Annotated in this window: 18 protein-coding genes; 7 read left to right on the forward strand and 11 right to left on the reverse strand. The window is 56.3% G+C overall.

The genetic code is table 11. From position 1 onward, the window contains the following. Positions 1–363 precede the first annotated feature (363 nt). The 6 genes from BCM02_RS26125 to coxB all read right to left on the reverse strand — a co-directional run bounded on the left by BCM02_RS26125 (position 364) and on the right by coxB (position 5,839). The gene (locus BCM02_RS26125; protein ID WP_187434441.1) at positions 364–831 is read right to left on the reverse strand and encodes a DUF420 domain-containing protein; all 468 of its coding nucleotides are present in this window, start codon (positions 829–831) and stop codon (positions 364–366) included. Positions 832–976: 145 nt separating this feature from the next. Beyond that, positions 977–1,897 carry a cytochrome c oxidase assembly factor CtaG gene (gene ctaG, locus BCM02_RS26130; RefSeq protein ID WP_148932094.1) on the reverse strand — a complete coding sequence of 307 codons (921 nt, stop codon included), beginning with the start codon at positions 1,895–1,897 and terminating at the stop codon, positions 977–979. An 85-nt stretch (positions 1,898–1,982) separates the two neighbouring features. After that, complete coding sequence (locus BCM02_RS26135) at positions 1,983–2,300, reverse strand: cytochrome C oxidase subunit IV family protein (RefSeq protein WP_148932095.1); 318 nt, start codon at positions 2,298–2,300, stop codon at positions 1,983–1,985. Between the two features lie 3 nt (positions 2,301–2,303). Then, positions 2,304–2,924, reverse strand: a complete 621-nt coding sequence (locus tag BCM02_RS26140) for a cytochrome (ubi)quinol oxidase subunit III (RefSeq protein WP_148932096.1) — start codon at positions 2,922–2,924, stop codon at positions 2,304–2,306. Continuing rightward, positions 2,921–4,729, reverse strand: coding sequence for a cytochrome c oxidase subunit I (gene ctaD, locus BCM02_RS26145; protein WP_148932365.1), 1,809 nt, complete (start codon positions 4,727–4,729; stop codon positions 2,921–2,923). Before ctaD ends, BCM02_RS26140 begins: the two co-directional genes overlap by 4 nt. Before the next feature lie 66 nt (positions 4,730–4,795). Next, positions 4,796–5,839 carry a cytochrome c oxidase subunit II gene (gene coxB, locus BCM02_RS26150; RefSeq protein ID WP_148932097.1) on the reverse strand — a complete coding sequence of 348 codons (1,044 nt, stop codon included), beginning with the start codon at positions 5,837–5,839 and terminating at the stop codon, positions 4,796–4,798. A 340-nt stretch (positions 5,840–6,179) separates the two neighbouring features. On the opposite strand from coxB, the gene BCM02_RS26155 reads away from it, so the two are divergent. From BCM02_RS26155 to BCM02_RS26185, 7 genes are all read left to right on the forward strand, one after another. After that, positions 6,180–6,950, forward strand: a complete 771-nt coding sequence (locus BCM02_RS26155; RefSeq protein ID WP_187434413.1) for a hypothetical protein — start codon at positions 6,180–6,182, stop codon at positions 6,948–6,950. 308 nt (positions 6,951–7,258) lie between these two features. Continuing rightward, complete coding sequence (locus tag BCM02_RS26160) at positions 7,259–8,035, forward strand: ABC transporter permease (RefSeq protein WP_148932098.1); 777 nt, start codon at positions 7,259–7,261, stop codon at positions 8,033–8,035. Then, positions 8,032–8,823, forward strand: coding sequence for an ABC transporter permease (locus BCM02_RS26165; protein WP_148932099.1), 792 nt, complete (start codon positions 8,032–8,034; stop codon positions 8,821–8,823). Before BCM02_RS26160 ends, BCM02_RS26165 begins: the two co-directional genes overlap by 4 nt. 44 nt (positions 8,824–8,867) lie before the next feature. Beyond that, a complete protein-coding gene (locus BCM02_RS26170) occupies positions 8,868–9,836 on the forward strand; it encodes an ABC transporter ATP-binding protein (RefSeq protein ID WP_148932100.1) in 969 nt (322 codons plus the stop codon). Positions 9,837–10,047: 211 nt separating this feature from the next. Next, positions 10,048–10,506 carry a MarR family winged helix-turn-helix transcriptional regulator gene (locus BCM02_RS26175; protein WP_148932101.1) on the forward strand — a complete coding sequence of 153 codons (459 nt, stop codon included), beginning with the start codon at positions 10,048–10,050 and terminating at the stop codon, positions 10,504–10,506. 84 nt (positions 10,507–10,590) lie between these two features. Further along, the gene (locus BCM02_RS26180; RefSeq protein ID WP_148932366.1) at positions 10,591–10,974 is read left to right on the forward strand and encodes a DoxX family protein; all 384 of its coding nucleotides are present in this window, start codon (positions 10,591–10,593) and stop codon (positions 10,972–10,974) included. Between the two features lie 42 nt (positions 10,975–11,016). Continuing rightward, positions 11,017–11,793 (forward strand): pirin family protein, encoded by a 777-nt coding sequence (locus BCM02_RS26185; RefSeq protein ID WP_148932102.1) that lies wholly within the window; start codon positions 11,017–11,019, stop codon positions 11,791–11,793. Positions 11,794–11,946: 153 nt separating this feature from the next. Here the strand turns inward: BCM02_RS26185 and BCM02_RS26190 are convergent, their stop codons facing one another. The 5 genes from BCM02_RS26190 to nrdF form a co-directional block, all read right to left on the reverse strand. Beyond that, positions 11,947–13,266: a phytoene desaturase family protein gene (locus tag BCM02_RS26190; RefSeq protein WP_148932103.1), complete on the reverse strand. Its 1,320-nt coding sequence runs from the start codon at positions 13,264–13,266 to the stop codon at positions 11,947–11,949. Positions 13,267–13,766: 500 nt separating this feature from the next. Next, entirely contained in the window at positions 13,767–14,663 is an 897-nt protein-coding gene (locus tag BCM02_RS26195; RefSeq protein WP_148932104.1) for an RNA polymerase sigma-70 factor, read from the reverse strand. A gap of 151 nt (positions 14,664–14,814) precedes the next feature. Beyond that, positions 14,815–16,227, reverse strand: a complete 1,413-nt coding sequence (locus tag BCM02_RS26200) for a SulP family inorganic anion transporter (protein WP_148932105.1) — start codon at positions 16,225–16,227, stop codon at positions 14,815–14,817. Between the two features lie 147 nt (positions 16,228–16,374). Beyond that, positions 16,375–17,181 carry a (2Fe-2S)-binding protein gene (locus tag BCM02_RS26205; protein ID WP_148932106.1) on the reverse strand — a complete coding sequence of 269 codons (807 nt, stop codon included), beginning with the start codon at positions 17,179–17,181 and terminating at the stop codon, positions 16,375–16,377. 311 nt (positions 17,182–17,492) lie between these two features. Next, the gene (nrdF, locus tag BCM02_RS26210) at positions 17,493–18,443 is read right to left on the reverse strand and encodes a class 1b ribonucleoside-diphosphate reductase subunit beta (protein ID WP_148932367.1); all 951 of its coding nucleotides are present in this window, start codon (positions 18,441–18,443) and stop codon (positions 17,493–17,495) included. Positions 18,444–18,461: the final 18 nt, after the last annotated feature.

Genomic DNA, 18,461 nt, shown 5'->3' on the forward strand with positions numbered 1-18,461 from the left:
CTCTCATGGCTTATCCTTTACGGTTTGCACAAACGTTTGCACAAAATTCGACAAAAACCCATGCATTTCTGGCTCGTTTTGTCGCATTTAGCGTTTAATATTGTCGCTTGTCGAATTCCAAGGTTCTATGTTGTACAAACGTTTGCACAAATTCTTACTACTATGTTAGCATGAGCAGCCCTATAATGTAAACGGTGTCATTTTGAGATGCTACAGCGGATTGAATATTAGCGCCCTAAACGATTAACGGCGTTAGGGGCATACTGCGGGCGGAACGCATGTCTATATAGAGCGGTAAGGTGAATCTTATACGTTCCTATATATCAAAAAAGCAGCGCCCCCATAGGGGCACTGCTTGTCTAACTATGATAAGCCAAATATGGCGTCCAGCATCGGCTTTGTATGGCCGCCCGGATACATCACGTACAGCAGAACGTAGACGGCCACGCCCGTAATGGCCGTAAAAAACCACATGATCGACGTCACGCGTCCGATCTTCCGGTGCTTGGCGAACCGCTCTTTGAATCCCAACACGAGGGTCGATATTCCGAACACGGCGGCAACCGTGGCCAAGACGATGTGGAAGATGAGGAACACTCTGTAGTACGGCTCCAAGCTGTCCGGACCGCCCCACACCGTGTTGCCGACGAAAATCGTCCGCGACGAATACACGATAAAGAACAAAGTCGCGAACACGGCGCCCGCAATCATGACTTTCTTGTGCGCATCCAGCTTGCGCTTGATCGCCAGATTCCACCCGATCGCGACGAGCACGGCGCTAATCACGATGAACGTCGTGCTGATCGTCGGAAATAACGTATAAATCGACACTTGCGCATCCCACCAATTCATTGATCAATCCTATAATCTTCCTACGGGCGGACGAGCCCTTCTCATCCGCCGAATGCTTGCATCGACGCTGCGTGCGGAGAGCGGCGAACACACCCATCTGCGACCGATGCCGAAAATTCGAGCTCTACGTGTTCGCTCCGGCCGGATCCAACCTGCCGCTTCCCGTATCATCGGTATCCACGTCATCGGCATGCTCGCGCTTGTACCATTGTTTAAACACATAAATCAAAATGCCGCCATACATGAATTCCTGCACGAGCTTCATAATAATCCCGCCCGTCTGCTGGTCTTCGAGCGCGCCCATGAGATTAAAGAACGTCGGCCCGCTGAACTGGCTCAACAAGGTGGAAACATCGCCGCCGACGCAATAGCCCATGGCGTATGCCCAAATCTCGGGATCGTTATAGGTGGCGTACATCGGCGCTCCGGCAAAGATGATCAACGCGCACGCAGGCGTCAGCAGAAGACCGTTCGCGAATATGTAAGCCATCTTGCGTACATCCGCCAGACGATTCCATTCCGGTACCGGTCCCGCGATCTGCCACCACATCATGAACGCCGAGATGAGCAGGACAACGTAATAGACGCGATGCACGAAGAAGTGCGTCATGACATAGTCGTGCACGACCGGGAAGTGATAGACAGAGAATAGCACGTTAAACGCCAGCAGCGTCAAAATCGGATTCATCAACAGACTCAACCGCTTCCAGAACGAAGCCCCGAATAGTAATCGCCACATGAACACCGGCACGCCGAGCATCATCATTGGAGGCACAATGAGGTAAGAGAGGGACATGCTAGCCATATGGAACGAAAACATCATGTGGCCCAGCAAATCGATCGGTCCTCCCTGCGCCAAATAGAACAAGATCGCGCCGCCGACAAACCATGTCTTCTGCCCGGCCGTTACAGGCGGCGCGTCGGATTGATGCTTCAATCGCCATGGACCGGCGATATAGAAATAAAGCAGCACCAGCGCAGCCATAAAGAAGAAGAACATGGGACTCCACAACTCTTCAAAGCTGAAATATTGTAAGCCTAGCACGCCCAGTTGGACTCCCCTTTCGGAAACAAACGTTACGTACGACAAAAGAGGGAGTCGAAAAGACCTCCCTCTCCCTCATTCGATTTTACCACCAAGTCCAATACTCGGCCATAACGACAATTGTCAAAACGACGAACACGCCGGTTAGAATCGCGATAATCGGATACAAATGTCCGCGGTCCTTCATGTGCATCCAGAACGACATCTGAATAAACACTTGAATGACGGCCATGACCAGCAGCATGATATAGACAAATGTCGAGTTGATCTCGCCGGCTGCGACCATCGCGAATGCGATGACCGTCAGCACGACCGAGAAGATAAACGCTACGATATGCTTCTGCGGGCCTTCATGCTTATGGCGTTTGCCATGCTCTTCCGCAGCGGAATGATGATTTGCCATTGATTAGCCCACCTTTCCCATCAGGTACACGACGGTGAAGATGAATACCCATACGACGTCGATAAAGTGCCAGTACATACCGGCGACATATACTTTCGGCGCGGTAACGACCGTTAGACCTTTCTTAGTCGAAATCTGGATAATCAGCAAGGTGATCCACAATACGCCGAACAAGACGTGCGCGCCGTGGAAACCGACCAGCGTGTAGAACGAGGTACTGAATGCGCTAGTCGAGAACTTATGTCCCTCGTGCACGTACTCATAGAACTCGTAAATCTCGAGGCCAAGGAAGCCAAAGCCCAAAATTACGGTAATGATCAACCAGTTCAGCATCGCTTTCACTTGGTTGCGGTGCATCGCTTGAATCGCGAACACGCTCGTAAGCGAGGACACAAGCAGTATAGCCGTCGCGATCGCGACGGTCGAGAGCTTGAAGAGCTCATCGGCCGTTGGGTTGCCGTCGCCGACTTGATGGCGAAGGGCTAGGAAAGCGGAGAACAGGGTACCGAACAGGACCGTCTCGCCGCCAAGGAACAACCAGAAGCCAAGTACTTTATTACGGCCTTCCAGGGTCGCCTTCTCAGGCTCATGAGGCAGTTTGCCTTCTACGTGCGATGCGCTCATCCTTTTACCCCCTTATCTTGCAGCTCGTCTGGCTCGATATGGAAGCCATGGTCATCGTACACCGAGCGGAGGAACATGCAGAGCAGCGTAATGCCCAGACCTGCGATCGTAACTATGTGCCAGTGATACATCAAGCCGAAACCTGCAATGAATAGTCCCACCGACATAACGAAAGGAAGAATCGATGGCGAAGGCATATGGATCGGTCCGAGCGGTTCTGCCGGCGTCATGGCCTTCTTGCCTTCCATTTTCTCTTTCCAGTATGCATCGTAACCGCGTACGAGCGGAGTCTGTGCAAAGTTGTACTCCGGCGCTGGCGAGGAAATCGTCCACTCCAGCGTACGGCCGTCTTCCCACGGATCGTTCGCCGCATCGCGCGGTTTGAACGCCGTGATGATTACGTTGATGATGAAGAACACGGTACCAAGACCCATCAGCATCGCGCCGATCGTACTGATCAAGTTCAAGTTGTTGAAGCCCAGGCCGTCCAAGTATTGCCATACGCGGCGCGGCATCCCCATCAGACCAAGGAAATGCTGGACGAAGAACGTCAAGTGGAAGCCGATGAAGAATGTCCAGAAGCAAAGTTTGCCCCATCCTTCATGCAGCATGCGACCGAACATTTTCGGCCACCAGTAGAACAGACCCGAGAAGATACCCAGAATCAAGCCGCCTACGATGACGTAGTGGAAGTGGGCAACGACGAAATACGAATCATGGTACTGGAAGTCCGCAGGCGCAGCCGCGAGCATGACGCCCGTTACGCCACCCATAACGAACGTAGGCACGAAGCCTACTGCGAACAGGTTGGCCGTCGTATAACGGATCGAACCGCCCCACATCGTGAACAGCCAGTTGAAGATTTTGATACCGGTCGGTACCGCGATCAACATCGTGGCGATGGAGAACAACGCGTTCGCTACCGGTCCGAGACCGACGGTGAACATGTGATGCGCCCATACCATGAAGCCGAGGAAGCCGATCAGCACGGTTGCAAACACCATCGAGCTGTAACCGAACAGACGCTTGCGGGAGAACGTACTGATAACCTCGGAAATCACGCCGAAAGCCGGCAAGATGAGAATGTAAACCTCAGGGTGACCGAAAATCCAGAAAATGTGTTCCCATAAAACCGCGTTACCGCCATTGGAAACTTCGAAGAAGTTACCGCTAAAGAGACGGTCGAACATCAAGGCAACCAGACCAACGGTCAGTGCCGGGAAAGCGAACAGGATTAGCGCGGATGTGATGAACGCCGTCCAAGTGAACATCGGCATGCGCATGAAGCTCATGCCTGGCGCGCGCATGTTAATGATCGTCGCCAAGAAGTTGATGCCGCCGACGAGCGTACCGATACCCGCGATCTGAAGACCGAGCACGTAGTAGTCGACGCCATGGTCGGAGCTGAATGTTGTTGTCGAAAGCGGTGCGTACGACGTCCAACCGGCATCCGGCGCTCCGCCCGTAAACCAGCTGACGTTCAGCAGCACGCCGCCGAAGAAGAACGTCCAGAATCCAAGCGCGTTCACGAATGGGAATGCGACGTCGCGCGCGCCGATCTGGAGCGGTACGATCGCGTTCATAAGCGCGAACAAGAGCGGCATCGCCGCCAAGAAGATCATCGTCGTGCCGTGCATCGTAAGCAGCTCGTTGTAAGTATCGGCGCCAACGAAGTCGTTGAGCGGCTTCCACAATTGAATCCGGATCAGGAGTGCTTCCAGGCCGCCGACCAGGAAGAAGAAACCGCCGGAGATCAAATACAGAATGCCTATTTTCTTATGGTCAACCGTCGTCAGCCAGTCCATCAGACCGCTGTAACGTTTGACCGCATGTCCATGAGCCAAAGTAGGTACCCCCTTAATCCGCCAGTATTAATAGTCAAGCTTCAGATCGGCCAAGTATTTCGAAATCGCATCCAATTGCTGCTCGGACAGATCGACCTTCGGCATCAACGTTCCCGGTTTAATTGCTTCCGGATCTTTGATCCACTTCTTCAGGTTCTCTTCAACCGAGCCTTCGTTGGCATACTCAGGTTGGTCCGTGTTGATCAAAATGCCTGCTACCGATTCGCGGCTGCCGATACCCGTCAGGTTCGGATACATGAGACCGCCGTTCGCGCCTACCGCATGGCAGGACAAGCACTGATTCGTGAGCACATCTGCGATTTCTTGGTCGGCCGGAAGCGCTACCGGGGATTTCTGAGCGACTACCCACCGTTCGAACGATGCGCGATCCACGACCTTGACTTTGAAGTCCATCAAGGAGTGGGAAGGTCCGCAAAGCTCGGCGCACTTACCAAGATATACGCCTTGTTTCGGTGCTTCGAAGTACATGATGTTCACGTTGCCGCCCGGGTTCGTATCTATCTTGCCCGCCAGCGACGGAATCCAGAACGAGTGAAGCACGTCAGCCGTCTTCGCTTCGATCGAGATGACCGCGTCATCCGGAATGAGCAATTCTTGGGCCGTCTTGATTTCATATGTAGGATACTCGAACTCCCACCAGTATTGGTGAGCCGTCACTTTGACTTGTACCGCGTTAGGATCTTTGGTGTAATCTTCTGCAAGGCCGAAAACGGTCTTGATCGTAGGCACACCGAGGATGATCAGCAGGATAATCGGAATGACCGTCCAAATGACCTCTAACTTATGGTTGCCCTCCACCTGGACCGGAACCGTTTTGTCGCCTGGGCGACGGCGGAATCGAATAATTACGTAGAGCGCGATTGCAAACACGACAATGACAACCAAAATCATGATCGTGATGGACAGTTTCATTAGTCCGAATTGTTCTTCGGCTACCGGTCCCTGCGGTCTTAGCGTCGACAGGTCAGCTCGTCCGCATGCTGACAGCAGCAACACCATTCCGGCAAGAAGCGGCATGAGCCGTTTTAGAACGTGCCACCGATTCATCATCAATCAACCCCACTTTTGACGTTTTCGCTTCGGCCGTGATGGCAAAAAAAAACGACCTACTGCGTGAAATACCTAGCTGTGTAGACAACTTCCGCAATCTAATCACTTTAATTAATATAAAGTTGGAGGTGCTTTTTGTCAATGTGAGTTCACACATTGTTCTCAAAGCTGTCATATTTGAAATTTGACTCTTTTCAAAGGCTTTGCACCTCAAAAATCCGCCATCTCTATCCTTCATTGTGCTCCAAAACCATGGTTCTTTATGTATCGGGCCTTGGCGCATATTTCGATCGGACTGGCTCATGATAAGACCAATCCGATACGGAAGGAGTAACTGATCATGACCAGGGGATATTTGCGGAGGGCGCTCGTGCCTCTGATCGTCCTTGCCCTCGCGTTCGGTCCGGGCTTGAGCGGCTGCGGGTACAAGCGATATGTGCAAAACAGCACCTACGATTACGGGACGAAGCAGAAGAGCGATCCGAAAATGCTCGGCAGCCGAATGTACGGCACAGCTACCGCCAATCCGTACCAGCACGACAACAACTGGATCGAATACAGCTCCATCCTCTCCGCCAACGTCTCCAATATTAACGGAGTTGCCGGGGCGCTCGTCTTCTTGACCGATAAGAACGCTTATGTCGGCATGACGCTCGATTGGACCGCGACAGGCACCAAGAAGACGGGCGGCGCGGGATCGAGGGAACAAGACAATACCGGCTCCAACGAAGGCGTCTATAATGTAGATAACGGAAGTCCTTATTGGAATAACCAGCGCATAGCGGGGCCATATAACTCGTACTTCACGGTCAACGACCACAATCAAATATCGAGCGAGCTGAAGCAAACGATCGCCGTTCAGATCCGGCGCATCGCGCCGACCGTGCAAGAGGTACACATCTCGGCCAACCAGGAGTTCGTCAACCATCTCGTCCAGTACGCGCAGGAAGCGTGGGCTGGCCGGCCGCTTGCGCCGTGGCACGATTCGTTCAATCAGCTAGTGAAGCATCAGTTCGAAGCCGGCAATGAAGTGCCCACGCCGATTAACGTCCAGAAGCTTCAGCACGCGGGTGGAGCTGACGGCACGATCCGCCCGAACCCACAGCATTGAGCCATTAGGAGATCGCCTGTTCACCTTCAAGGCCGCTTCGAACGAAGCGGCCTTATTCGCGCTACTTGCCCCCCGCATGCGACCGTTCTCCCCTCCGCTTATATCCGCGCGGCAATCCCCCAGAAAAATCTCTTCTATTAAATATAGGAACGTACACGCATGACGATTGTAAAAATAAGGGTTGAACCCATCGCCGCATTAGGTTATGATAACGTTCCGCTGAATTTACGCATTTCACCACCGCATCCGCGCAGGGCACCGGCGCCGTTACCGCCGCTCCCCGCAGCACCCGATGAAAGAGGTGGACCATGCTGTTCCTCGTATTGGCGCGCAAATCGTATTTGCGCAACCTGCAGTACCGAAGCTCCCACATGATTCACAATATCGCCAGCTGCTTATTCGGCTTCATCTACATCTATATCTGGGTGGGCATAGCCGACGACAACTCGCTTGGCGAATACGGCGTTAACGGGATGATCAGCTACGTCGCGTTCAATCAATGCAGTCTCTGGGTCACCACATTCCTGACGCACGGCTTGGGGATCGGCCAATCCGTCCGGACCGGGCAGATCGCCACGGATTTGACGCGCCCCGCTCATTTATTCTACCAGTCCATGAGCAAGGAATGGGGGCAAATCGCCTACCAGTTCACGTACAAATTCGTCCCTATCTATCTCCTCTACTTCATCGTGTTCCCGCTTCACGTGCCCGGTTCTTGGGCGACAGTCGCATGGACGGCTGCCGCGCTCCTCGCGGGCGCGTACATCTCGATCTGCGTCAATTACCTGATCGGCGCCGCGGCGCTGTGGACAACGGAATCGCATTGGCTGTATTGGGTGAACATTGCGTTCAGCCAGCTGTTATCCGGTTTCCTGATCCCGGTCGACTGGCTGCCCGGCTGGCTGCAGTCGGCGAGCGGCGCCTCCTTCTATCCGTTCCTTCATTATATACCCGCAAAAATCTACCTCGGACTCGAACGGGCGGACGCGCTCTTCGCCGCGTATGCTTGGGCCGCGGGACTTACGTTGCTATGCCTGGCCGTGACCGGATTGATGAGGCGGAATGTCGAGGTGCAAGGCGGATGAAAACTTTGCGCATATATCGTCTACTAGTCGCTTCCAGCATACGCAGCCGAATGCAGTATAAATTCAATTTCTGGTTCTCCTCGGCGATGTCCGCCTTCATCAGCGCCGTCGAATTCGCCATGCTGGCCGTCATCCTCCACAAATTCGGCCACATTCAAGGGTGGAGTCTTACGGAATCGGGGTATTTGTACGCGGTGCTGCATCTGGGCAGAACGATATACCGCACCTTTGCCTCCGATGTGCATCATCTCGAGAAATATTTGGTCAGCGGCGATCTCGACGGCTTGCTGCTCCGACCCATCCCCGTGCTGCTCGGGTTAATGACGCTCAATGTCTCCATCCGCATCGGCGAGCTTGTGCAAGGATTAGCCATCCTCATCTGGTCGCTGCACGGGCTGATCGCCAGCGGACAAATCGGGTTCGCCGCCCTGCCGCTTACGTTCATCGCCATCGTATCAGGCGCGGCGTTGATGTTCGGCATCGGCCTTGCGACCGCTTCGGTCGGATTTTGGATTACGCGCATCGAAGTGCTCCAGAACATTACGGAAGACGCCGCTCGAACGGCCGCGCAATACCCGCTGACGATTTACCCCAAATGGATGCAAGGTCTGCTGCTTGGCATCATTCCGATCGCCTTCGCCAACTATATGCCGGCGCTCTATATTCTCCGAGGTCAAGGCGGCTGGTGGCTCGTGGCGGCATCCGCCTTAATCGCTCTGCTCGCGCTAGCGGCAGGCATGGCCTTATGGCGCGTCGGACTATCCCGTTACCAGAGCACCGGCAGCTAGCCGGATTCCATACCGAGCGAATGAAAGATCAAGGAGGCCACCGCATGATAACCGTATCGAACTTAACGAAGCAATTCCGACAGACCGTACCCAAAGAAGGTCGATTTAGCGGCATTCGAACGCTGCTGTCGCGGGACTACCGGGTCAAATATGCCGTTTCGGACATCTCTTTCACGATTCCGGAAGGCGAATTCGTCGGCTATATCGGTCCTAACGGCGCCGGCAAGTCCACGACGATCAAAATGCTGGCCGGCATTCTGCATCCGACATCCGGCACCGTCCAGATCGACGGGCTAAGTCCGCATCGCCACAGACGCGCCGTCGCCCGCAAGTTGGGCGTGCTCTTCGGACAGCGCACGCAGCTCTGGTGGGATTTGCCGACGGCGGACTCGTTCGACATACTCGCGGCAATGTACGGCTTAGAGCCGCAGCGCAAACGGGAGCGCATCGGGATGCTGGCCGAGCTTCTTGAGCTGGATCCGTTTATGGCGACGCCGGTCCGCAAGCTCTCGCTCGGCCAGCGCATGCGGGCCGACATCGCCGCCGCGCTGCTGCACGACCCGGACATTCTGTTCTTCGATGAACCGACGATCGGGCTGGACGTGACCGCCAAGAAAAACATTCGGGAGTTTCTGCGGCAAATCAACCGCGAGCTCGGCAAAACGATTCTGCTCACCACCCACGACATGGATGATATCGAGCAGTTGTGCACCCGCGTGATCGTGATTAATGAAGGCGCGCTTAGCTTCGACGGCACGATTCCCGAGCTGCGCCGCCGGATCGGGCTGCCAACGTTGATGTCCGTTACATACCGAGGCGAGGTAATCGTCGATTCCGGCGTCTTTGATGCCCTGAGCATTAAAGAAATCGACGGCCGTACCGTCATCGCCACATGCAACCGGGCTAAGATGAGCGCGATGGAAGCGCTGCGTTTACTCGAGACGCTCGGCGAAATCGAGGACATCCATATGGAGGAGCCGAACTTCGAAGATATCGTGCATCATATTTATTAGAAGGAACGCGGAGCTGGCCGAGAGGCTGGCTCCTATTCGCCGTTGTAGACAAGCATACGCAAGCCCGAATACATGGCTCAAGTCGGATTCGGTCATACTGACCTAGATCGAGATGAACTTTTTTTGAAATAAACGATTGACATTGCTGCCGAAATACTTTATCTTTAAATCAAGATATTCGATGTAAAGATTCACGAGGCAGGTGACCATCATGAACGAACAACGGGATGCGGAACTGGACAGCGCGCTTCACTTATTCATCGTTCTCTCTCGGTCGTTCCAGTCGGTAAGCGCTCATGCGGCCGCGGATATCCGTAGCTACGGCTTGAATACGACCGAATTCGGCGTGCTCGACGTACTTTATCATAAAGGCGAAATGCCCTTGCAGCAGATCGGCGAGAAGGTGCTCATGTCCAGCGGGAATATTACTTACGTCGTCGACAAGCTCGAGAAAAAGGAATACGTCCGGCGCAAATCCAGTCCTTCCGACCGTCGCGTCATCTACGCGGAGATTACCGCGCAAGGCCGCGCTTTCTTAGACGAGGTTTTTCCGAAACACGAACGCGTCCTTGAACGGGCGGTAAGCGGATTGACGCACGAAGAACGGCTCCAAGCCGCCGCCTTGCTGAAGAAGCTGGGTCGCGCAGCGCAAGAACAACAGCTGCCATAGCGCCACAAGCGGCAGCTTTTATTCCAACTAATATCTTGATTTAAAGAAACTTAACTTAAAAATATGGAGGTTTTCACGATGAACATGGATCTTGGTCTTCTTCTTATTCGTCTGGTAATCGGCATTCTCTTCGTCGGGCATGGCGCTCAAAAGCTATTCGGCTGGTTCGGCGGTTACGGCATTAAAGGCACCGGCGGCTGGCTCGATTCGATCGGCGTCAAACCGGGCGTGCTCATGGCTGTCGCGGTTGGTCTGGCGGAACTCGTCGGCGGCCTGCTCGTCGCATCGGGCTTATGGCTTCCGCTCGGATCGGCCATCCTCATCGCCACGATGATCGGCGCCATCGCGACCGTCCATGGCAAGAACGGACTGTGGGCGACACAGAACGGGATGGAATACAACCTCGTGCTGATTGCCGCTCTGCTCGGCCTGGCCTTGATCGGCGCTGGCAGCTATTCGGTCTTGTAAGGTATCCTGGTCATAATCGATCTGAATGAGGAGGCGTACGATATGCAAACGATGATCTATGGACCGGCGCTGCAGGGGAAGGGCGCGTTCGATAACGGCAAAATTTTGGAACAAAAGCCGATTGGCTTCCCGGGCGAAGGCTCTGTAAATAAAGGAATCGGCCCGCTCTTCTACTGGGCGTGGGCGACCGCATCCGGCGAAGGCGCGATTCCGCTCCACCCCCACCAAGGCTTTGAAATTATGACGTACGTGACGAAAGGCCAAGCGCAGCACGGCGATACGCTCGGCACGCAAAGCACGGTCGGCGCGGGCGGCGTCCAAGTGATGCAGACCGGCTCCGGCGTCAGCCACGAGGAGCGTTTCCTCGGTCCCGAGATGGAGGCGTTCCAGATCTGGTTCGAGCCCCACATGCGTCTTGCGCTTCTTCGCCAGCCTACGTATACCCAAGTCGAGCCCGATCGGTTTCCGCTGGAGGAAGGCGACGGATACACGAGAAAAACGGTGCTCGGCGAGGCTTCGCCGATTGAATTGGTGGCCGACGCGCGCATGTGGGACATCGAGGTTCAGCCGGGTCGTACAATTCGCCATATCGTGCCGAAAGACCGGACGCTCACGACCTTGGCCATCCGGGGCGGCGGTCGGGTCGACATTGTCGACGAAGACAGAGAGCCCTCCGTCTTTGCCCATCGCGATTTTCTCATCCAACGCGCCGAACGGACGCACGAGGTGGCCTTCACGGCCAGTGCGGAAGAGCCGCTTCGCCTGCTGCTGATCGAAGTCCCCTCCAAAGTCGATTATCCGCTGTACCCGAGACGCTGAACGCGTTGCGGCATGGTTGGATACGCGTAATAAGAAGGCCGTTCTCCGCCGCATGGGCAGAACGACCTTCTTTTATTTCGCCGAACCGACTTCCCGCGGAGCCGCCATGATTAATCATGTCCCCGCCATCGCCGCATACCGATGTCCGACTTGCTATACGATCGCTTGCAGCGCACCCGCCGCTCGCCTGCCCGCGATAATCGCGTCCGATGCACGGATCGCGCTCCCCGCCGCGGCGTCCGCGAGCAGCTCGTCATCATGACTGGCCCAATCGCCGGCAACGAACAATCCGTCCACTTCCGGCACGCAAGGTCCAACATTAATCTCTGTACGGCGCGTATGCATATAGTCGGGGACGACCGTAATACGGGGCAAAAACTGTCTGGCAATCAGCTCCTTGCGCCAGCCGGGTTGGGCAAGGTCCACAAACCCTTCCAGCATCCGTTCGTCCGCCTTCGGATCGGATGGCTCCGTTCCGTGGTATTTCGTCACATGCACGACGACCGAACCGTCATCGCTCAGCCGCGCCGAAGCCGAATGATTCGAGAAGAACAGCGGTTGGTCGATGCCGAGCACGAACGGACGTCCCGGCACGGGCAGCTTGCGCAGGCATAGATCCAAGCTGGCCACCGCGGAGGGCCGCGCCTCCTCCTTCCACCGGCGCAGCACGGTCAGCTCTGCCCCCGGCACAAGGCGCATGCATTCCGACGGCGATACCGCCATGATCACCCGGTCGGCTTCCACGATCGTTCCATCCTGCAGCCTGACCCCTCTGACGCCTTCGCCTTCAGCGCCCCGGACGACTTCCGCGATCGGCTGGCCGGTTCGAAGGTCCGCGCCGCCTTGAACGGCAGCCGTTGCAAGCTGATCCACGATTTGCTGCCAACCGCCGTCCACGTACAGAAGTCCGTCTTTGAACGAGCGCAGCAGCGTGCGAACGACCGGGCGCGCCAGCTGATGATCCGGGTCCAGCGTATACGACGCCGTCCGGAGCAGCGCATACAGCATATGCCGGGCCGCCGGATCGCCGGCCATCCGCTCGGCATATTCGCGCAGCGTCATCTGCGCATCCGGCATGGATGCCGGACGCCCCATTCTGAGCAGCATCCCGGCCAAACTCGCCTTCCCGGAGAGAGACAAGCAGCTGCCCGAGGCAAGCAGCTTCGGCAGGCTAACGAGCCGGCCGCCCCACATCAACCGCGCCCGGTTCGAAGGCGGCGCAGCGCCCGTCACCTTGACGTTCAAGCCGGTCAGCACCTGGTCGAAGGCGCCGCCTTTGTAGAACGCATGCCCGCCGAGATTCAACCATGCCTCCCCTCTGCGTACGGACTGTCCCCTGCCGCCCAGCACGGCCGACCGCTCTAGCAGCACGACCGATTCACCCGCTTTCGCCAAACGACCCGCCGCCATTAATCCCGCCAACCCGCCGCCAATCACGATTGTTTTTCCCGGCTGCCCGCCATACCCTGTCATCGCTCATCCGTCCCTTCGTAATCGCCCGTTTGCCACTTGCGTTGCTGATCGGGCTTTGCTAACAAGACGGTTCGCGCACGTTCGTTTGTGACAGGAGCGATTCATTGGATGCGTCGCCGTCCGAAACACCTGTGAACGGACGACCAACGGATAATGAGCCGCCCCGTTCAAACAATGCTGTCAGGTGAAGAAGGGCTCCGCCCCTTTGACCCCACCACTTTTGTTGCTCCCTCCTCCCACCTCCTCCGCCGAGGAGGCTCCAAAGGGCTTTGCCCTCTGGACTCCCTTTTTCGTGCTGACGCACTTGTTCGCGGTCGGCGATTGGGCTTCAGCGAGGCACGCTTTTGTCCTGACGGTCAAAGCTTCAGTGGGTTTTGAAGTTCGTCCTAAGACTTAAGCCTGTCAATTATAGGCCCTTGTTTGCTTCATCGGACGTTTTTCCTTAACCTGACAGCATTGCCCGTTCAAATGATTAGCCGGGCGCAAAAAAGCCCCATGCGCTAGGCGATGGGGCGAATGCGATCGGCTTGCAGCAGCGTCAATTTCTCCGGATTGACGACGTAAAACAAGTTGACGATCTGATCGTCGCGCACCTCGAACGACATGACGCCGTGCGGCCGCCCGTTCTTGAGCGTCACGATGCCGCTCAGCCCGTTCACTTCGGTGAACGCGAAACTGTACGCGCCCTCCGACTTGGCCTGGATGCCCATGAAGAAGCGAATAATCCGGTCCGCCCCCAAAATCGGCTTCGTCGCGGCGAGAATTTTGCCCCCGCCGTCATTGCGCATGACCGCATCCGCGGCCAGCACCTCGAGCAGCTTCGGCACGCTGCCGCTCTGCATCGCTTCCGCGAACCGCTGCACCAGCTCCATCGTCTTCCCCTGCAGCGACGGCGTGGCGAGCGGCGCCTCGCCGATGCCGCGCTTGGCCCGGCGGAAAATTTGACGGCAATTCACGCTGCTTTTCCCCACGACTTCCGCGATCTCGTCGTATTCGAAGTCCAGCACCTCCCGCAGCAGGAACACGGCCCGCTCCGTCCACGTCAGCTGCTGCAGCAGCAGCAAATAGGCGGTGGACAGCGACTCTTTGTGCACATACCGGCTCAACGGATCGCCCTCCAAGCTTCCGCCATCGTCCGTGATGACCGGCTCGGGCAGCCACGGCCCGATGTAGGTCTCACGCTTGCTCGCGCTGCCGCGCAGCTTGTCGATGCAGCGGTTAGCGACCATTTTGCACAAATACGATTTGGCGCTGCGCACGTTCTCCTCCGACACCTGGGCGAAGGCAATGAACGTATCCTGCACGATATCCTCCGCGTCCGCCGCGCTCCCCAGCATCCGATAGGCAAGCCCAATGAGCATGCTCCGATGCTCGCGGTATAATTGTTCTGTCTCCATATCCGCCTCACGCTCCGATCCGCATAACTATTCCCTTACCCAATACGACGAACGGCGACGTCCGTTCGTGACAATGATGCGTCGCCCAAATAAAAAAGCACATCCACCTCGTCATCCGAGTCATGATGTGCTTGTCTTGGTCCGCGTTCTCTTATTGCGCCGTCTGCGCGGCGCCGCGATCCGTCCGGCTGACGGTTACCCGCTTGCCCGCCTTCGTCAATCGATCCACGGTCTTCGCGAGCGCCAGTTCGGCCGTATGATCCCATACCTTCGTGCCGGTCAGGTCGATGTGAACCTCTTCCGCTTCGCACGCATGTTCGATGCGCGTCTCCAGTTCGGCAGCCGAGGCGAAGAACAATTGGCCTTGGATGCGATACGTCCGCTTCTTCCCTTCCCATTCGCTGCCAATCTGCATCCGCGATGCGTTCACGGCGAAAAGGATGAAGCTGATGAGCACGCCGATGAGGACGCCAATCGCCAGATCATGCGTGGCCACCACGGCCCCGACCGTAATTAGCATGACGATCGTCTCGCTGGCCGGCACCTCGTTCATCTTGAAGATCGACTTCCAGTCGAAAATCGAGATGCACACCATGAGCATAATGCCGACGAGCGCCGCCATCGGCACCATCGCCAGCACGTCGCCAAGCACGAGCACGAGCAGCAGCAGGAAGAGCGCCGCCACGAGCGTGGACAACCGGTTCCGCCCGCCCATCTTCACGTTCAGCACGGATTCCGCCACGAGCGCGCAGCCGGCCATGCCGCCGAAGAAGCCCGCGACGAAGTTCGCGATGCCTTGTCCCCGCATCTCGCGGTTCTTGTCCGTCCGTTCCCCCGTCATCTCGTCCAACAGGTTATGCGTCAACAGCGTCTCGGTGAACCCGACGATCGCAAGCGAGAACGACGTCGGCAATATTATCATCAGCGTCTCCCATGTGAATGGCACATCCGGGAACAGGAAAGCCGGCAGCGACGCGTCGATGTCGCCGACGCGGGCCACGCCGTCCATCCCGCTCGCCCACACCGCGAACGTGAGCAGCACGACCGCGACGAGCGGCGATGGGATCGCCTTGAAATAACGCGGCAAAATATAAATGATTGCCAGCGCGGCCGCAGCAAGCGCGTACATCGTCCACGACGCATCCTTGAAATAGCGCAGCTGCGACATGAAAATCAGGATCGCCAGCGCGTTGACGAAGCCGATCAGTACGCCTTGCGGCACGAAATTCATTAGCTTCCCCAGCTTGAAGACGCCCATTAAATACTGAATGACGCCCGTCAGCACCGTGGCCGCGAACAAATACTGAATGCCGTGCTCTTCCACCAGCGTCAGCATCAGCACCGCCATCGACCCTGCCGCCGCCGAGATCATGCCAGGCCTGCCGCCCAAGAACGTAATCAAAATCAAAATGCAGATCGTCGCGTAAATACCGACCTGCGGCGGTACGCCCGCCATGAACGAAAACGCGAGCGAGTCCGGGATGAGGGCAAGCGTGGCGGTCATCCCCGCCAGCACATTGCCTTTCACATCCGTCGTCCACTGCTCGCGCCATGAAGTTGCCATTAAAGCCATAGTCCACCTCGTCCTGAAAGAAGATCCCGTACCATACCGTCCCAGCCGGGGGTGATTCGCTTCGGTTATGATACCCTCTTTAGGATGATGCAGTCAAGCATTTTCATTAGTTACTTCCTATTGGTAATCGCGTGCCGATTACTTCGCCGCAACCGCGTTCGCTTGGCGGTAAGCCTCGCGCTTCGCCTCGCGATCGCTCTCCTTCAGCTTCGGACACGAGTAGCAATATTCCTTCGAACCGGTCTTGTAATACATGCAGCAGACGTTCTTCATTCGCATCTGTTTGTTGCAGTCGCGCATATCTTCAATGTATCTCGGCTTGGCCGTGAACGGGTTCTTCGCGCGGTCCAGAAGCGCCGGATCCAGCTGCTTCAGCAGCTCGTAGTCTTGGGTAAGCCGGTTCTTCGCCGATTCGTCTTCCAGCGTAGTCAGGAGATAGTCCACGTAGTAGTTCGAGTAGGTCGGCATTTGGCCCCACAGGTGGCCGATGTTGATGCCGGAGACCGTCTCGATCGAGCGGAAGATCGGCAGAATCGTCTCGTTGTAGAATTCGCCCAGCGCATCCGTTACCCACTCTTCCCGCTCCGCTTCGCCGATCGGGCCTGCCGGGCAATCCGTGCCGATGACGAACGAGATTTTATAATAGGTGCCCATGGAGATGAGTTGAAGCGTTATCTGATCGAGCGAAGCCGGCAGCCGGCGATTCCAGAGCGACAACGCCGCTTGAAAGCCTTGGGCGAAGCTGCCGAACGTGCTGCCGAAAATCGCGCCCACCGTATCGAGGCCTTCCGCCTTGAGCAGCGGCACGTACGTGTCCAGCACTTGGCGGACGACTTCCGGACGGAGCAAATCCGCCGCCGGCACCGTCATGAGCGCCTGCTCCTGCAAGCTCGTGCGTATGCCGAACGTCTGCTCCAGCTTGCCGTAATCGATCGTGTTCTCCATCCTCGCGCGCCTCCTTGGTTCCCGACCGGTTACGGTCCAGATCTCATTCTCATCGTTCGCTCTTCTATATGCTTAGCAGCGATAGGCTTGGGATCCTCTGCAGTCCGCCAACAACCTATACGCAGCATGAATATTCCGATATCGGGAATCGTATCCCACCATTATTGATTCTCATTCTCAATTCATTATAGCCGATTTGCGAACTGAGAACTAGTTTCAATTACAAAAAATAAAGACGCTTCCTCCGATTCGGAGAAAGCGTCTGAAGGCGGGGCCAGCCGAAACCGGTCCCGCTTATGCGATCATTATCGTTAGAACCGGAAATCGTCGTCCGTCAGCGGCTCGACGTGGATCGTGCGCACATAGCCGTTGCCCTTCTTCGAGAAGAAGTCATGCTGCTTCGTGCGCGTGCTGATGCCGTTGAACACGATTGGGTTAACGTCCTCTTCCGGGAAGATCGGATCAAGGCCAAGGTTCATGAGCGCTTTGTTCGCATTGTAGCGCACGAACTTCTTCACATCCTCGGTCAAGCCGACGGAGTCATAGAGCGACTCCGTGTACTTCTCTTCATTCGCGTGCAGCAGCTGCAGCAAGCCGTGGAACGTCTCGAGCGCCTCTCGCTGCTCTTCCGCGTCCAGCTTCGCGAACACTTCCTGCGCCAGGACGCCGACGTACAAGCCGTGAATGCTCTCGTCGCGCAGGATAAGGTCGATGATTTCGCCGCTGCTCGTCATTTTGCCTTGGCCGGCCAGGTAGAGCGGGTAGAAGAAGCCGCTGTAGAACAGGTAGCTCTCCAGCAGCACCGATGCCGCCATCGCCAAATAGAGGCTCTTCGGCGAGTCGATGTCCTTGTAGTACTGGGAAATGGTCTCCGCCTTGAGCTGCAGATGTTCATTGTTCTCGACCCAGCGGAACACGCCGTCGATCTCTTCCGTGGACGCCAGCGTCGTGAAGATGCTGGAGTACGACTTCGCGTGGATCTGCTCCATCATGCCCATGAAGCCAAGCACCGCTTTACGCTGCAGGCCGTCGACATGCTCGAGAATCTTCGGCATGCCTACGCCGCCTTGTACGGTATCGAGCAGCGTCAGGCCGCCCAGCACCTTCATGTACAGCTCGCGCTCCGCGTCGTTCAGCGTCAACCACGACATTTTGTCGTCGGAGAGCGGAATTTCCTCGTCGGTCCAGAATTGCATAATATTCTGATTCCAGAACGTGATCGTAAAATCATCGTCCGGTCGGTTCCAATTGACAGCTCTCATGCTCATGCGTGTTTCCCC

The sequence above is a fragment of the Paenibacillus methanolicus genome (genome assembly GCF_008124765.1).
GTDB lineage: Bacteria > Bacillota > Bacilli > Paenibacillales > Paenibacillaceae > Paenibacillus_Z > Paenibacillus_Z methanolicus.

What these genes read in the sequence shown, in the direction of transcription:
- BCM02_RS26135 (WP_148932095.1), bottom strand. Translation starts at nt 2,300, where the DNA reads ATGGCAAATCATCATTCCGCTGCGGAAGAGCATGGCAAACGCCATAAG.
- BCM02_RS26140 (WP_148932096.1), bottom strand. Translation starts at nt 2,924, where the DNA reads ATGAGCGCATCGCACGTAGAAGGCAAACTGCCTCATGAGCCTGAGAAG.
- ctaD (WP_148932365.1), bottom strand. Translation starts at nt 4,729, where the DNA reads ATGGACTGGCTGACGACGGTTGACCATAAGAAAATAGGCATTCTGTAT.
- coxB (WP_148932097.1), bottom strand. Translation starts at nt 5,839, where the DNA reads ATGATGAATCGGTGGCACGTTCTAAAACGGCTCATGCCGCTTCTTGCC.
- BCM02_RS26155 (WP_187434413.1), top strand. Translation starts at nt 6,180, where the DNA reads ATGACCAGGGGATATTTGCGGAGGGCGCTCGTGCCTCTGATCGTCCTT.
- BCM02_RS26160 (WP_148932098.1), top strand. Translation starts at nt 7,259, where the DNA reads ATGCTGTTCCTCGTATTGGCGCGCAAATCGTATTTGCGCAACCTGCAG.
- BCM02_RS26165 (WP_148932099.1), top strand. Translation starts at nt 8,032, where the DNA reads ATGAAAACTTTGCGCATATATCGTCTACTAGTCGCTTCCAGCATACGC.
- BCM02_RS26170 (WP_148932100.1), top strand. Translation starts at nt 8,868, where the DNA reads ATGATAACCGTATCGAACTTAACGAAGCAATTCCGACAGACCGTACCC.
- BCM02_RS26175 (WP_148932101.1), top strand. Translation starts at nt 10,048, where the DNA reads ATGAACGAACAACGGGATGCGGAACTGGACAGCGCGCTTCACTTATTC.
- BCM02_RS26180 (WP_148932366.1), top strand. Translation starts at nt 10,591, where the DNA reads ATGGATCTTGGTCTTCTTCTTATTCGTCTGGTAATCGGCATTCTCTTC.
- BCM02_RS26185 (WP_148932102.1), top strand. Translation starts at nt 11,017, where the DNA reads ATGCAAACGATGATCTATGGACCGGCGCTGCAGGGGAAGGGCGCGTTC.
- BCM02_RS26190 (WP_148932103.1), bottom strand. Translation starts at nt 13,266, where the DNA reads ATGACAGGGTATGGCGGGCAGCCGGGAAAAACAATCGTGATTGGCGGC.
- BCM02_RS26195 (WP_148932104.1), bottom strand. Translation starts at nt 14,663, where the DNA reads ATGGAGACAGAACAATTATACCGCGAGCATCGGAGCATGCTCATTGGG.
- BCM02_RS26200 (WP_148932105.1), bottom strand. Translation starts at nt 16,227, where the DNA reads ATGGCAACTTCATGGCGCGAGCAGTGGACGACGGATGTGAAAGGCAAT.
- BCM02_RS26205 (WP_148932106.1), bottom strand. Translation starts at nt 17,181, where the DNA reads ATGGAGAACACGATCGATTACGGCAAGCTGGAGCAGACGTTCGGCATA.
- nrdF (WP_148932367.1), bottom strand. Translation starts at nt 18,443, where the DNA reads ATGAGAGCTGTCAATTGGAACCGACCGGACGATGATTTTACGATCACG.